The sequence below is a fragment of the Burkholderiaceae bacterium genome, from assembly GCA_024235995.1.
Lineage (GTDB): Bacteria > Pseudomonadota > Gammaproteobacteria > Burkholderiales > Burkholderiaceae_C > Ottowia.
The window spans coordinates 3,654,354-3,668,255 of sequence record JACKLI010000001.1; the positions used below are offsets into that span (position 1 = coordinate 3,654,354).

Here is a 13,902-nt window from a genome sequence, read left to right on the forward strand (position 1 = left end):
GCGGCGGCCCGGCTCAACCGGGGAACTTGCCGGTCCGGGCGGCCGCGAACTGGGACGGCTGGACGAGCTGCCCGGTCGCATTGCTCCAGTGGTTCTTGGTGTAGGTGACCACCGCGGCCAGTTCCACGTCGGACAGTTGCTTCCAGGAAGGCATGGCGCCGTTCAGGCGGCCTTCCAGCACCACGTGCATCTGCTCGGCCGCCGGGCCGTTGACGATGGCGCTGCCGTCCAGCGGCTTGATGGCCCCGCCGCCCTTGCCGTTTTCCTGGTGGCAGGCGGCGCAGTTGGCGGCGTACACCTTGGCGCCGCGGGCCTCCAGCTCGGCCAGGGTCCAGACCTTGCCGGGGTCGTCGGCGGCCGCGGCCATCTTCTTGTTCTGCGCCTCGACCCACGCGGTGTACTCTTCCTGCGGCAGCACCTTCACGTGGATGGGCATGTAGGCGTGCTCCTTGCCGCACAGCTCGGCGCACTGGCCGTAGTAGTCGCCCGCCTTCTCGGCGCGGAACCAGGTGTCGCGCACGAAGCCGGGAATGGCGTCCTGCTTGACGCCGAAGGCCGGCACGAACCAGGCGTGGATCACGTCGTTGGCCGTGACGATGACGCGCACCTTCTTGTTCACCGGCACCACCAGCGGGTGGTCGACCTTCAGCAGGTAGTCGTCGCCGGCCGGGGTGCCGGCGTCCGACAGCGCGCGCTGCGACGAGTCGAGCGTGGACAGGAAGGAAATGCCCTCGCCCTCGCCCGTCAGGTAGTCGTAGCCCCACTTCCACTGGTAGCCGGTGGCCTTGATGGTGAGGTCGGGGTTGCTGGTGTCCTTCTGCGCGATGATGACCTTGGTGGCCGGCGCCGCCATGCCGATGACGATGAGGAACGGCACCACGGTCCAGGCGATCTCGACCACCAGCGACTCGTGGAAGTGCGCCGACTTGGCGCCGCGCGACTTGCGGTGGTGCCAGATGGAGTACGACATGACGCCGAACACGCCGATGAAGATCACCGTGCAGATGATCAGCAGCATCCAGTGCAGCTCGTGCTGGGCCTGCGAGATCTGGGTGACGCCGGTCGTCAGGTTGAGCTGATTCACGCCCGGGCCACCGGGCAGATCGTTCACCTTGGCCGCGTGCGCGGCGGTGGCGGCCCAAGCCATCAGTGCGACGGCGCTGTGGCCGGCCATGCCCGCCACGGTTTTCATCATGCTCTTCATCGTGTCACGTCTTCCACAAACACAAACCTTATGCGCCCGTTGGCCGGCGGCCACGAGACACCCGGACCGCAGCAGGCACTGCCATCGCGCCAGGCCCTGCCCGTGCGTCGCATCACGCATCGTCGGTCATTGCAGCGCGGCAACCCGCGGCGCCGCGCCTTCCATGCGTGGTTGGACATAAGTTTAACCGACTCGCAACTCCAATCTCGACGTTCCGTGACAAATCTCAAGGCTTGCGCACCGGCGCGGAACTCTCGCGCAACGATGCGCGCGTGCGGTGCACCGTCAGTCCCTCGCGCGGCGCGCCGCGCTGCGCCGAGGGCCGCAGCGCGTGGCCGTAGATGATTTCGAACGTCAATTCGAGCGGCGCACCGGCGTCCCCCCGCAGCCGTTGGTCCAGCCCCGCCTCCAGGCGCCGCCGCCACGCGGGGGCGCGCAGGCCGCCGAAGCGCTGCGGATGCAGGTTGCGCCCCAGCCCGCGCAGCTCGGCCAGCAGGCGCGCCGGCGTGTCGAAGGACAGCGTGATGTGCTCCATGTCCATCACCGGATCGGCAAAGCCGGCCATGGCCAGCTGGTCGCCCCAGTCGTGCATGTCGGTGAAGTCCTGCACCGGCGGCGGCCAGCCCTGCTCGGCGTACAGCGCACGCAGCTCGCGCAGGGTGTCGGGCCCGAAGCACGAGAACATCAGAAAGCCGTCGGGCGCCAGCGCGCGCCGCCATTCGGCCATCAGCGCCTGCGGGTCGGCGTGGTGGTGGGCCAGCATGTTGGCCCAAAGCAACTGCGCGGCACCCTCCGGCGCGGCGCGCACCACCTGCACGCCGGGTGCCCCCCGGCGCCCGGGCAGCAGGCGTTGCCACCAGTGCTTTGCTCCTGATTCGGAAGCATCTGGCGCGCTCTGTGCCTGGGCTACGACCTCGAAACACTCCGCATCCGGGTAGTGCGCCGCCACCCGCGCGCGCGCCTGCTGGCCGCCGCCCACGGGCTCCCAGTGCACCCACTGGGTGACGGGCAGGCGAATCCAGGGCAGGCGCTCGGCCATGCGGCGGGCCACCTCCTGGTGCAGCCAGGGCGAATCGGGGTGGGGCAACGCGGCCCAGCGCCGGGCGGCGACGGGGTCGATGGTGGGGGGGCGATCGGAAGGCATGGGCTTGCCGCCGCAGTATATTGACCCGCACCCCGACCCACCCCACCCACCCCGTCGCCGCGCACGCCGCCCCCGATGCTCGCCCGCCTGCTCTCCCCCGGCGCCTGGCCCAGCCGCTGCGCCGTCTGCCACCGCTGGCCCGCGCAGACCATCTGCCCGAGCTGCGCTGGGCGTTTTGCCCCGGCGCAGGCGCGCTGCCCAACCTGCGCGCTGCCGGTGGCGCCGGGCGTGACGCGCTGCGGCGCCTGCCTGGCGGCGCCCCCGCCGCTGGAGCGCTGCCTGGTCGCCGCCGCCTACCAGTGGCCATGGTCGGGGCTGATCGCGCGGCTGAAGTTCCAGCAGGACGTGGGCCTGGCCGGGCCGCTGGCCGCCCTGCTGCGGCAGGCACCGGGCGTGGCCGAGGCGCTGGCGCAGGCCGACTGGGTGCTGCCCATGCCGCTGGCGCGCGAGCGCCTGGCCGAGCGCGGCCACAACCCGGCGCTGCTGCTGGCACGCGCCCTGGCGCCCGAGCGTTGCCGAAGCGCCTGGCTGCTGCGCGTGCGCGACACCCCGCCGCAGCGCGGCCTGAGCCGCGCCGAGCGCCTGCGCAACGTGCGCGGCGCCTTCGCGCTGGCGCCGCGCCACGCGGGCGCGCTGCAGGGGCGGTGCGTGGTGCTGGTCGACGACGTGATGACCACCGGCGCCAGCCTGAACGAGGCGGCCCGCACCCTGCGCCAAGCCGCCGCGCCGGCGCACGTCACCGCGCTGGCGCTGGCACGCACCGAAATGCCGGACTGAGACAATCGCCGGCCATGTTCCACATCGTCCTGGTCGAACCCGAGATCCCGCCCAACACCGGCAACGTCATCCGCCTGGCGGCCAACACCGGGTGCGACCTGCACCTGATCGAGCCGCTGGGCTTTTCGATGGACGACAAGCTGCTGCGCCGCGCGGGGCTGGACTACCACGAGTACACCGCCGTGCGCCGCCACGCCGGCTGGGACGCCTTCGTCGCCGCCGAGCGGCCCGACGCGGCGCGGCTGTTCGCGCTCACCACCCAGGGCACGCGCCGGCTGCACGAGGTGGCGTTCGCCCCCGGCGACTGGCTGGTGTTCGGCTCCGAGACGCGGGGCTTGCCGCCGGCCCTGCGCGCGCGCCTGGCGCCCCGGCAGCAGCTGCGCCTGCCCATGCGGCCCGATCAGCGCAGCCTGAACCTGTCCAACGCCGTGGCCGTCAGCGTGTTCGAGGCCTGGCGCCAGAACGGCTTTGCCGGCGCCGCCCAGGCGTGAAGGCATTCAGGTGTAGTAGCGCGCCACCGTCTCGGCCACGCACACGGGCTTGTCGCTGCCCTCGCGCTCGAGGGTGTTTTGCCAGACCAGTTGCTGGCCGCCCTCGATGGGCGTGGCCTGCAGCAGCTGCATGCGCGAGCGCAGGCGGCTGCCCACCGGCACGGGCGCGGTGAAGCGCACCTTGTTCAGCCCGTAGTTGACGCCCATGCGCACGTCGCCCACCTTCAGGGTGCGCTGCGAGAAGCCGGCCACCAGCGACAGCGTCAGAAAGCCGTGCGCGATGGGCGCGCCGAACGGCCCGGCGGCGGCGCGCTCGACATCGACGTGGATCCACTGGTGGTCGCCCGTGGCGTCGGCGAACTGGTTGATGTGCTGTTGGGTCACCGTGTGCCAGTCGCTCACGGCCACTTCCTGGCCGACGCAGGCGACCAGCTGGGCAAGGGTGTCGAAGGTTTTCATGCGGGCAATTTACCGAAAGCGGGGGGCAAGATGAGTCATGGATGAGACTGGTCGAGCCAGCGGCACAGGTCCTGCCACTGCTCCAGGTCGCGCTGCACGCGGCCGGGCGCGACGTCGAACAGCGTCAGGCCGCGCGCCGCCAGGTGCACGTAGTTTTGCGTCGGCCGCAGCTGCGCCAGCACCGGCAGGCCCAGGTCGTGGGTGAACTGGCGCAACTGCTCGGCCGCCAGCGTGCGCTCGTCCACGCGCATGCCGACCAGGCCCAGCGCCGGCCCGCCGTGCCCGCGCAGGGCTTGCAGCTCGTCGATGAATTCGCGCGTGGCGTAGATGTCGAAGATGCTGGGCTGCAGCGGCACCAGCACGCGGTCGGCCAGGCGCAGGGCGTCCTTGAGCTGCAGGCCGCGCAGGCCGGCGGGCGTGTCCAGCACCACGTGGGTGGTGCCCCTGGGCGGGCGCACGATGAAGTCGCGCTGCACGTCCCAGGTGCCGATGGGACGGGCCGCCTCGGGGCGCAGGCCCAGCCACAGGCGCGCCGACTGCTGGCGATCCACGTCGCCCAGCATCACGGCGTGGCCGCGGCTGGCCCAGTAGCCCGCGACGTTGGTGGCCAGCGTGGACTTGCCCACGCCGCCCTTGGGATTGGCAATGACGACCACCGGCATGACCCGCACCTCCTCGACCGAACAGGGTTGTGACGCGATGTTAGCCGCTTGCCGGCGCGCCGGGCGCCGGCGCCGCCCGCTCGATAAGATGCGCAGGCCTGCAAGCCCTTGCCCAGCGCCGCCATGGACCCGCGCCACCTTACGCCGCCCGCCTCGACCGACGTCCCGCGCGACTGAGCGCCCTCGCCTTCACCCCGCCGATCGCATGGAACACGCCCCGCCCTGGCTCGTCAACAGCTTCGTCTACCTGGCCGCCTCGGTGCTGGCGGTCACGCTGTCGCGCGCCATCGGCCTGGGCGCCATCATCGGCTACCTGGTGGCGGGCATCGTGATCGGGCCCTGGGGCCTGGGGCTGATCGCCAACGTGCAGGACATCCTGCACTTTGCCGAGTTCGGCGTGGTGCTGATGATGTTCCTGGTCGGGCTGGAGCTGCAGCCGCGCCGCCTGTGGAGCCTGCGCCGCCCCATCTTCGGCTGGGGCAGCGCGCAGGTGCTGGCCTGCGCGCTGGCGATCGGCGCCGCCGCGCTGGCCCTGGGCGTGGCCTGGCGCACCGCCGTGGTGGCCGGGCTGGGCCTGGCGCTGTCCAGCACGGCGATTGCGCTGCAGGTGCTGGGCGAGCGCAACCTGATGCGCACCTCGTCCGGCCAGGCAGGCTTTTCCATCCTGCTGTTCCAGGACGTGGCCGCCATTCCCATCCTGGCGCTGCTGCCGCTGCTGGCGGCCCGCAGCGGCCTGCACGAGGCCGCCGCCGCCGGCCCGCGCTGGCTGGAGGCGCTGAACACCGTGGCCGCCATCGCCGCCATCGTGTTCGGCGGGCGCCTGTTGCTGCGCCCGGCGCTGCGCTGGATCGCCCGCAGCGGCTCGACCGAGCTGTTCACCGCCGCGGCCCTGCTGCTGCTGGTGGGCATTGCCGGTCTGATGCAGTGGGTGGGCCTGTCGATGGCGCTGGGCGCCTTCCTGGCCGGCGTGCTGCTGGCCGAGAGCGAGTACCGGCGCGAGCTGGAGACCGACATCGAGCCCTTCAAGGGCCTCCTGATGGGCCTGTTCTTCGTCGCCGTCGGCATGAGCATCGACTTCGGCGTGCTGCTGGCCTCGCCGGGGTTGATGCTGGCGGCGCTGCTGGGCTTTCTGGCGTTGAAGATGCTAACGATCGCCGCGCTGGCGCGGCTGCTTGGCCTGCCGCCGCAGGAGCGCCCGGTGTTCACGCTGCTGCTGGCGCAGGGCGGCGAGTTCGCCTTCGTCGTGTTTCGCGCCGCCGCCGACGTGAACGCGCTGCCGGCCGACGTGGCGTCGCTCCTGGTCGGCGCCGTGGCGCTGTCGATGCTGCTGACGCCGCTGGCCTTGGTCGCGGTCGACCGCTGGCTGCTGCCGCGCTACGCCAACTGCGGGCGCCCGCCCGCGCCGCCCGAGCTGTCGGAGCCGCAAAGCGCGCCGGTCATCATCGCCGGCTTCGGCCGCTACGGCCAGATCGTCAGCCGCCTGCTCGGCGCCGAGGGCGTGGCCGTCACCGTGCTCGACCACGACGCCGAGATGATCGAAGCGGCGCGCGTGCTCGGCTCGCGCGTGTTCTACGGCGACGCCACGCGGCTGGACCTGCTGCGCACCGCCGGCGCGGCCGAGGCGAGGATCCTGGTGGTGGCGGTGGACGACGTCGAGCAGTCGCTGGCCATCGTCGACCTGGCGCGCCAGCACTTTCCCCAGCTCGAGCTGGTGGCCCGCGCGCGCGACGTCACGCACTGGCACCAGCTGCGGGACCGCGGCGTGATGCGCGTGCAGCGCGAGCTGTTCGAGTCCAGCCTGGTCAGCGGCCGCGGCGTGCTGGAGCTGCTGGGCGCCAGCGCCGAGGCGGCGCGCTTCAGCGCCGACCGCTTTCGCCACCACAACCTGGCGCTGTTCGAGCAGATGCACCCCTACCACAAGGACCGCGCCAAGCTGATCTCGGTGATGATGCGCGGGCGCCTGCAGTTCGAGGAGCAGCTGGCCCAGGAGCGCGAGCAGGCCGCCCACGCCGCCGCGGCAAACGCACTGCCGCCGGCCGCGCCAAGCGATGGAGCCGAGCGCGCCTGAGCACCCAATCAGCCCGCGGCCCTTGGCTGGCCGGCGCAGGCCGCTATCGACGTTGCAGTGCCGGGGGAAGGCCGCTCAAACCCGCTCCAGCACCACCGCAATGCCCTGCCCCACGCCGATGCACATGGTGCACAGCGCGTATCGGCCACCCAGCGTGTGCAGCTGGCTCACGGCCGTGGTGGCCAGGCGCGCGCCGGATGCGCCCAGCGGGTGGCCCAGGGCAATGGCACCGCCCCAACGGTTGACGCGCGGGTCGTCGTCCCGGACACCCAGGTCGCGCAGCACCGCCAGGCCCTGGGCGGCAAAGGCTTCGTTGAGCTCGATCACGTCCATCTGCTCGAGCGTCAGGCCGGTCAGCTGCAGCACCTTGCGCACCGCCGGCGCGGGGCCGAAGCCCATGATGCGCGGGGCCACGCCGGCCGTGGCCATGCCGAGCACGCGGGCCTTGGGGGTGAGGCCGTACTGCCTGGCCGCTTCTTCGTTGGCCAGCAGCAGCGCGCAGGCGCCGTCGTTGATGCCGCTGGCGTTGCCGGCGGTGACGGAGCCGTCGGGGCGCACCACGCCTTTCAGCTTGGCCAGCGCCTCCAGCGTGGTCTTGCGCGGGTGCTCGTCGGTGCCGACGACGATGGGGTCGCCCTTTTTCTGCGCGATGGTGACGGCGCAGATTTCCTGGGCCAGGTGACCGGCGGCGATGGCGGCGGCGGCCTTGTCCTGGCTGGCCAGGGCCATGCGGTCCTGGGCCTCGCGTTCGATCCTGAAGTCCACCGCCACGTTCTCGGCGGTCTCAGGCATGGAGTCGATGCCGTACTGGGCCTTCATCAGCTTGTTGACGAAGCGCCAGCCGATGGTGGTGTCGTACACCGCGTTGCTGCGGCTGAAGGCGCTCTCGGCCTTGGGCATGACGAAAGGCGCGCGGCTCATGGATTCGACACCGCCGGCGATCATCAGGCGCGCCTCGCCAGCCTTGATGGCGCGCGCGGCGCTGCCCACGGCGTCCAGGCCCGAGCCGCACAGGCGGTTGATGGTGGCGCCGGGCACGTCGATGGGCAGGCCGGCCAGCAGAGCCGACATGCGCGCGACGTTGCGGTTGTCTTCGCCGGCCTGGTTGGCGCAGCCGTAGAGCAGGTCGGTGAGGGCGGCCCAGTCGACGTTCGGGTTGCGCTGCATCAGGGCCTTGATGGGCACGGCGCCCAGGTCGTCGGTGCGCACGCTGCTGAGCGCGCCGCCGTAGCGGCCGAAGGGGGTGCGGATGGCGTCGCAGATGAAAGCTTGGGTCATGGAGGGCTCCGGGTCGATGCGTGGGTTTTTCAAACGACGCCGATGTTATGCGAAGGCGCCCGCGTGCTACCCTCGCGCACCATGTTCGCCCCCACGCAAGAGCAAGTGCGCCGATTTTTCTGCGAGGCCTGGGCCAAGTCGCAGGCCGGCCAGCCGCTGCAGGCCATCGAGCAGCTGGCCGCCGGCTGGGTGGCCGAGCACCCCGAGTGGCACGCCGAGCTGGCCGACGCGGACGCCGCGGTGGCGCGCGACTACGGCGAGGGCGCGGTGGGCGGCAACCCTTTTTTGCACCTGTCGATGCACCTGTCGATCAGCGAGCAGTGCAGCATCGACCAGCCGGCCGGCATCCGCCAGGCGGTGGAGCTGCTGGCCGCCCGCCGGGGCGACCTGCACACCGCCCACCACGAGGTGATGGACTGCCTGGGCCAGATGCTGGCCGACGCGCAGGCGCGGCGCGGCGCCCCCGATGGCGCGGCCTACCTGGACTGCGTGCGCCGGCGCGCCACGGGACCTTGAGTCAGCTATTTTATTGATAGCTTGTGGGGCATGTTCGACGCCGGCTACAGCCCTATTTGATTCATTTTTCGAGCACACCAACAAAAAAACCCGCCGGCGGCGGGTTTTTTGTTGGCCTGGGGACGCCGCAATCAGCGGAAACGCCCCTGCGGCACCGTGCGCACGTCGCCCGGCAGCGAGCCGATGTAGTAGGCGATGGCCTTCAGCTCGGCGTTGGAGAACTGCTTGGCCATGCCGGCCATGATGGGGTTGCCGCGGCCCCAGGTGCTGTGGGTGTCGTCCTTGTAGGCCGTGAGCGCGGCGTACAGGTAGTCGGGGTACTGGCCGGCGATCTTGGGGTAGGCCGGGTCGATCGGCTTGTTGAAGTTCTCGCCGTGGCAAGACACGCAAGCACCCTTTTGCAGCAGGGCCGCCACGTCGGCGCGGGCCGCCGGCGGCGTGGCCGGCACCTCGGGCGCGCCCTTGACCTCGCCCAGCGCCGTGTAGTAGGCGGCCACGTCGGCGATGTCCTGCTCGGTCAGCGAGCCGGCGATGCCGCGCATGCTGGGGTGCTTGCGCGTGCCCTTCTTGTATTCGCCCAGCACGGTCTCGATGTACTTGGTGTTCTGGCCGGCGATCTTGGGGACGTGGTAGACCTCGGGGAAGTTGGTCTTGTAGTCCATGATGCCGTGGCAGCCGATGCACATGGCCACCTTGCCCTCGCCCGCCTCGATATTGCCCTTGACCTGGGCCTGGGCAGTCGTCGCCAGGCCGGCGGCGGCGATGAGTGCAGCGAACATCGGGGACAGGTTCGGTTTCATTTTGCGCGCACAATCCATGTTGTTTGATCCAGATCAGCGGCCGATTGTAATCAAGCTTATCCGCCCGCTGAGCGCCATTCCCTCTTGACCGCCACAGGCCATCATCCAGCATGAAATTCCAGGGCACCGATTCCTACGTCGCCACGCAAGACCTGATGCTTGCCGTGAACGCCTCCATCACCCTCAAGCGCCCGCTGCTGGTCAAGGGCGAGCCGGGCACCGGCAAGACCATGCTGGCCGAGGAAGTGGCCAGCGCCCTGAAGCTGCCACTGCTGCAATGGCACATCAAGTCGACCACCAAGGCGCAGCAGGGCCTGTACGAGTACGACGCCGTCAGCCGCCTGCGCGACAGCCAGCTGGGCGACGACCGGGTCAAGGACATCCACAACTACATCGTCAAGGGCGTGCTGTGGCAGGCCTTCACGGCCGACGAGCCAGTGGCGCTGCTGATCGACGAGATCGACAAGGCCGACATCGAGTTTCCCAACGACCTGCTGCGCGAGCTGGACCGCATGGAGTTCCACTGCTACGAGACGCGCGAGACCGTCCGCGCCCGGCACCGCCCGGTGGTGTTCATCACCTCCAACAACGAGAAGGAGCTGCCCGACGCCTTCCTGCGCCGCTGCTTCTTCCACTACATCAGGTTTCCCGACCCGGAGACGATGAAGCAGATCGTCGACGTGCACTTCCCCGACCTCAAGAAAGACCTGCTGGCCGCCGCCATGAAGGTGTTCTTCGACGTGCGCGGCCTGCCGGGCCTGAAGAAAAAGCCCTCCACCAGCGAGCTGCTGGACTGGCTGAAACTGCTGGTGGCCGAGGACATCCCCGCCGAGGCCCTGCACAGCAAGGACGACAAGGTGGCCGTGCCGCCGCTGGTGGGCGCGCTGCTGAAGAACGAGCAGGACACCACGCTGTTCGAGAAGCTGGTGTTCATGAACCAGCGCAACCGCTGAAGCCATGCCCGCCCTGCTGGTCAAGGTCCTGTCGGACGCCGTCGGCTTCGTCGGCGGCGCGCTGGCCGGCTACTGGCTGGCGCGCGTGGCCGGCATCGACGTGCTGCGCGATCTGCACACCAACGCCAGCGTCATCGCCATCGCGGCCATCGGCCTGTGCGGCGGCGTCGGACTGGGCGCCGCCCGGCGCTGGCGCCAGGCGCGCGACGCGGGTTGAAACAAACCGAGGAGCCGCCGATGGCCTTTGTCGAACCCGTCACGCTGCGCGAGCGCGGCATCCGCCTGGAGCCGCTGGCGCTGGCGCACGAGGCCGGCCTGCGCGCCGCCGCCGCCGACGGCCAGCTGTGGCGCATTCGCGTCACCAGCGTGCCCGAGCCCGAGCAGACGCGCGCCTACATCGAGACCGCCCTGCAGATGCGCGAGCAGGGCGACCGCTTCGCCTTCGCCGTCGTCGACGAGGCCAGCGCCCGCGTGCTGGGCTCCACCAGCTTCCACGACATCCTGCCAGCCGTGCGGCGCGTCGAGATCGGCTACACGTGGTACGCCCAGAGCGTGCAGCGCACGCACGTCAACACCACCGCCAAGCTGCTGATGATGGGCCACGCCTTCGACACCCTGGGCTGCCAGGCGGTGGGCTGGCGCACCGACAACTACAACTTCGCCAGCCAGCGCGCCATCGAGCGCCTGGGCGCCCGCAAGGACGGCGTGATCCGCCACCACGCGCTGCGCCGCGACGGCACCGTGCGCGACACCGTGATGTACAGCATGACGGCCGGCGAGTGGCCCGAGGCGCGGGCGCAGCTGCTCTATTTGTTGGATCGACGCACGCCGGCTGCATAAGCGCTGGAGGCCCCATCCATGCTGATCGACTTCTTCTACACCCTGCGCGCGGCCAAGCTGCCCGTGTCGGTCAAGGAATTCCTGACCCTGCTCGAAGCCCTGCAGGCCGACGTGGTCGGCCCCCGCCAGCCCGAGGCCTGCACGATCGACGACTTTTATTACCTGGCCCGCACCACGCTGGTCAAGGACGAGAAGCACTTCGACAAGTTCGACCGCGCCTTCGCCGCCTACTTCAAGGGCGTGGAGATGCTGACCGACTTCACCAAGGAAATCCCGGCCGACTGGCTGCGCCAGGTGCTCGAGAAAGAGCTGACGCCCGAGCAGAAGGCCGCCATCGAGAAGATGGGCTGGGACGAGCTGATGGAGACGCTCAAGAAGCGCCTGGAGGAGCAGAAGGAGCGCCACGAGGGCGGCAGCAAGTGGATCGGCACCGGCGGCACCAGCCCCTTCGGCCACGGCGGCTACAACCCGCAGGGCGTGCGCATCGGCGGGCAGGGCAAGAACAAAAGCGCCGTCAAGGTGTGGGAAAAGCGCGCCTACCGCGACTACGACGACAGCCAGGAGCTGGGCACGCGCAACATCAAGGTGGCGCTGCGCCGGCTGCGCAAGTTCGCGCGCGAGGGCAACGAGCTGGAGCTGGATTTGCCGGACACCATCCGTAGCACGGCAGCCAACGCCGGCTGGCTGGACATCCGCATGGTGCCCGAGCGCCACAACAACGTGAAGGTGCTGCTGCTGATGGACGTGGGCGGCACCATGGACGAGCACATCCAGCGCGTGGAGGAGCTGTTCTCGGCCACCAAGGCCGAGCTCAAGCACCTGGAGTTCTACTACTTCCACAACTGCGTGTACGACTTCATGTGGAAGAACAACCGCCGCCGCTTCGCCGAGAAGTTCCCGACCTGGGACATCATCCGCAAGTACAACAAGGACTACAAGCTGATCTTCGTGGGCGACGCCACCATGAGCCCCTACGAGATCCTGCAGCCCGGCGGCAGCGTGGAATACAACAACGAGGAGCCGGGCGCCGAGTGGCTGCAGCGCCTGACGCACGCCTTTCCCAAGTTCGTCTGGATCAACCCCGAGCCGCCCGGCGTGTGGCAGTACCGCCAGAGCATCGCCATCGTGCAGCAGCTGATGGGCCAGCGCATGTTCCCGCTCACGCTCAAGGGGCTGGAGGATGCGATGCGGACGCTGTCCAAGTAGGGCCGTCAGTCCACGCGCGGGCCGTCGGCCGGCGCCGCCGCGGCATCCTCCGCCTCCACCCGCGCCCCCAGCGAGCGCAGCAGCGCCTGGAAGTCGGGCGAGGCCCGCAGCACCTGGCCGCCGGCGGCGATCAGCTCGCTCACCTCCTGGTCGGCAATCGAGAACGCCGTCTGCACCTGCAGCAGCTGACGGCGCTGCTGCACGGGCGCGTCGCGCAGGTTGACGGTGACGACGTGGATCTGGGCATCGCGCGCAAACACGTCGCTCGCGGCCGCCGGGCCCTGCCCCTGCACCTCCCGGTGCCAGGCGCGCGCCACGTCGTGCAGGAACTCCTGCGTCTCGTTGGTGGCGCGCGCGCCGGTGCCGAACAGCAGGGCGTCGGCGACGTCGAAGATGCCGGGCACTTCGTCGCTTAGGTCGAGGTTGCGCGTGGGGTCGCGCTCGGCGTTGACCACCACCAGCACCACCTTGCGCACGCTGCCCGGCGGGATGGCCACCTCGCGGAAGGTCTGGCGCAGGCCCCCGCTCATCAGCGCGCGGTCCAGCAGGCGCTGCACGCCCAGGTTGTCGGCCAGGCCGCCGTCCACCAGGTGGATATAGGGGCGCGCGCTGGCGTCCAGGTACTCGTTGATCTGCGCGCGATACAGGCGCTGGCGGTAGTCGGCCGGGCCCTGGGCGCCGATGCCGGCCGCGTGGGCCAGCGCGCCCGCCACGGGGGCCGGGCACTGGCCGGCGTGGTTCTTCACCGTCAGCGGGCTGAGCGCGATCGGCACCGCCGACGAGGCCGCCACCGCAAAGGAAAGCGGCACGGCGCCCAGGTCCGAGCAGATCAGCGCGAACTGGTCCCAGGTGAACTCGAAGCCGTGGCCGCGCGTGAGGTCGGTGGCGGTCACGATCAGCTGCGGGTGGCGCGAGCGTGCCTCCAGGTCGGCAAAGCTCATGCCGCGGTACAGCTCGTCCAGCTGGCGCTGCAGCAGGTTGGAGCGGCCGAACCAGGGCGAGCTCAGCTCGTGCAGGCTGCCCGGGCGCAGCAGCAGCGAGATCAGGCCCTGCTGGAAGTCACGGCGCAGGAACTCCGACTCGAAGCGCGGCAGCCCCTCGCGCCCGAAGGCCGCGTAGTAGGCCGCCACGATGGAGCCGCCCGACACGCCGCTGATCAGGTCGGTCGCGTCCAGCAGCGTCAGCGGCTTGCCGTTCCAGTCGAAGTGCACCGCGTCCAGCGCGCGCAGCACGCCGTAGCCGAACGCCGCCGCGCGCGCGCCGCCGCCCGAGAGGGTGACGGCCATCACCAGGCTGGGGTCGCGCTGCTCGTTGACGTGCGCCGCCTGCAGCTGCTCGGGCCGCATGGGCGCGTTGATCCAGGGGCGCACCGACGAGCAGGCCGACAGCAGCGCCAGCGCCAGCGCGCCACTCAGCGCACGCAGCCAGGCGCGGCACGGCGCGGGCGCCACACGGGTGCGGGTCGATCCGGCATTCATCGCCAGGATTGTAGGAACGCCCTGGG

At 70.5% G+C, this 13,902-nt stretch carries 15 protein-coding genes; 8 read left to right on the forward strand and 7 right to left on the reverse strand.

Annotated features, from left to right (window positions below; all coding sequences use genetic code 11):
• Positions 1 to 13: 13 nt before the first annotated feature.
• Both coxB and H6927_17485 read right to left on the reverse strand, forming a co-directional pair.
• Complete coding sequence (coxB, locus tag H6927_17480; protein MCP5219876.1) at positions 14 to 1,204, reverse strand: cytochrome c oxidase subunit II; 1,191 nt, start codon at positions 1,202 to 1,204, stop codon at positions 14 to 16.
• A gap of 226 nt (positions 1,205 to 1,430) precedes the next feature.
• Entirely contained in the window at positions 1,431 to 2,348 is a 918-nt protein-coding gene (locus H6927_17485; protein MCP5219877.1) for a biotin synthase, read from the reverse strand.
• Between the two features lie 75 nt (positions 2,349 to 2,423).
• On the opposite strand from H6927_17485, the gene H6927_17490 reads away from it, so the two are divergent.
• Both H6927_17490 and trmL read left to right on the forward strand, forming a co-directional pair.
• Positions 2,424 to 3,125, forward strand: coding sequence for a ComF family protein (locus H6927_17490; protein ID MCP5219878.1), 702 nt, complete (start codon positions 2,424 to 2,426; stop codon positions 3,123 to 3,125).
• A 14-nt stretch (positions 3,126 to 3,139) separates the two neighbouring features.
• Positions 3,140 to 3,616 (forward strand): tRNA (uridine(34)/cytosine(34)/5-carboxymethylaminomethyluridine(34)-2'-O)-methyltransferase TrmL, encoded by a 477-nt coding sequence (gene trmL, locus H6927_17495; GenBank protein MCP5219879.1) that lies wholly within the window; start codon positions 3,140 to 3,142, stop codon positions 3,614 to 3,616.
• A 6-nt stretch (positions 3,617 to 3,622) separates the two neighbouring features.
• On the opposite strand, the gene H6927_17500 is transcribed toward trmL, so the two are convergent.
• Entirely contained in the window at positions 3,623 to 4,075 is a 453-nt protein-coding gene (locus tag H6927_17500) for a MaoC family dehydratase (protein ID MCP5219880.1), read from the reverse strand.
• Between the two features lie 35 nt (positions 4,076 to 4,110).
• A complete protein-coding gene (locus H6927_17505; GenBank protein ID MCP5219881.1) occupies positions 4,111 to 4,737 on the reverse strand; it encodes a ParA family protein in 627 nt (208 codons plus the stop codon).
• 205 nt (positions 4,738 to 4,942) lie between these two features.
• Between H6927_17505 and kefC the strand changes: the two genes are divergently transcribed.
• On the forward strand, positions 4,943 to 6,805 hold the full coding sequence (gene kefC, locus H6927_17510) for a glutathione-regulated potassium-efflux system protein KefC (protein ID MCP5219882.1): 1,863 nt from the start codon (positions 4,943 to 4,945) through the stop codon (positions 6,803 to 6,805).
• Positions 6,806 to 6,880: 75 nt separating this feature from the next.
• On the opposite strand, the gene pcaF is transcribed toward kefC, so the two are convergent.
• Positions 6,881 to 8,083, reverse strand: coding sequence for a 3-oxoadipyl-CoA thiolase (gene pcaF / locus H6927_17515; GenBank protein ID MCP5219883.1), 1,203 nt, complete (start codon positions 8,081 to 8,083; stop codon positions 6,881 to 6,883).
• Positions 8,084 to 8,164: 81 nt separating this feature from the next.
• On the opposite strand from pcaF, the gene H6927_17520 reads away from it, so the two are divergent.
• The gene (locus H6927_17520; protein ID MCP5219884.1) at positions 8,165 to 8,599 is read left to right on the forward strand and encodes a DUF1841 family protein; all 435 of its coding nucleotides are present in this window, start codon (positions 8,165 to 8,167) and stop codon (positions 8,597 to 8,599) included.
• 131 nt (positions 8,600 to 8,730) lie between these two features.
• Here the strand turns inward: H6927_17520 and H6927_17525 are convergent, their stop codons facing one another.
• Complete coding sequence (locus H6927_17525; GenBank protein MCP5219885.1) at positions 8,731 to 9,399, reverse strand: cytochrome c4; 669 nt, start codon at positions 9,397 to 9,399, stop codon at positions 8,731 to 8,733.
• Positions 9,400 to 9,509: 110 nt separating this feature from the next.
• Here H6927_17525 and H6927_17530 point away from each other — a divergent pair, with 110 nt between their 5' ends.
• The 4 genes from H6927_17530 to H6927_17545 are packed head-to-tail and all read left to right on the forward strand — an operon-like array spanning position 9,510 to position 12,398.
• Complete coding sequence (locus H6927_17530; protein ID MCP5219886.1) at positions 9,510 to 10,352, forward strand: MoxR family ATPase; 843 nt, start codon at positions 9,510 to 9,512, stop codon at positions 10,350 to 10,352.
• A 4-nt stretch (positions 10,353 to 10,356) separates the two neighbouring features.
• Positions 10,357 to 10,569 carry a hypothetical protein gene (locus tag H6927_17535; protein MCP5219887.1) on the forward strand — a complete coding sequence of 71 codons (213 nt, stop codon included), beginning with the start codon at positions 10,357 to 10,359 and terminating at the stop codon, positions 10,567 to 10,569.
• Positions 10,570 to 10,589: 20 nt separating this feature from the next.
• Positions 10,590 to 11,192: a GNAT family N-acetyltransferase gene (locus H6927_17540; GenBank protein ID MCP5219888.1), complete on the forward strand. Its 603-nt coding sequence runs from the start codon at positions 10,590 to 10,592 to the stop codon at positions 11,190 to 11,192.
• An 18-nt stretch (positions 11,193 to 11,210) separates the two neighbouring features.
• Positions 11,211 to 12,398 (forward strand): VWA domain-containing protein, encoded by a 1,188-nt coding sequence (locus H6927_17545; GenBank protein ID MCP5219889.1) that lies wholly within the window; start codon positions 11,211 to 11,213, stop codon positions 12,396 to 12,398.
• Positions 12,399 to 12,403: 5 nt separating this feature from the next.
• Here H6927_17545 and H6927_17550 read toward each other — a convergent pair whose 3' ends face one another.
• Positions 12,404 to 13,876 carry a patatin-like phospholipase family protein gene (locus H6927_17550; GenBank protein ID MCP5219890.1) on the reverse strand — a complete coding sequence of 491 codons (1,473 nt, stop codon included), beginning with the start codon at positions 13,874 to 13,876 and terminating at the stop codon, positions 12,404 to 12,406.
• Between the last annotated feature and the right edge of the window lie 26 nt (positions 13,877 to 13,902).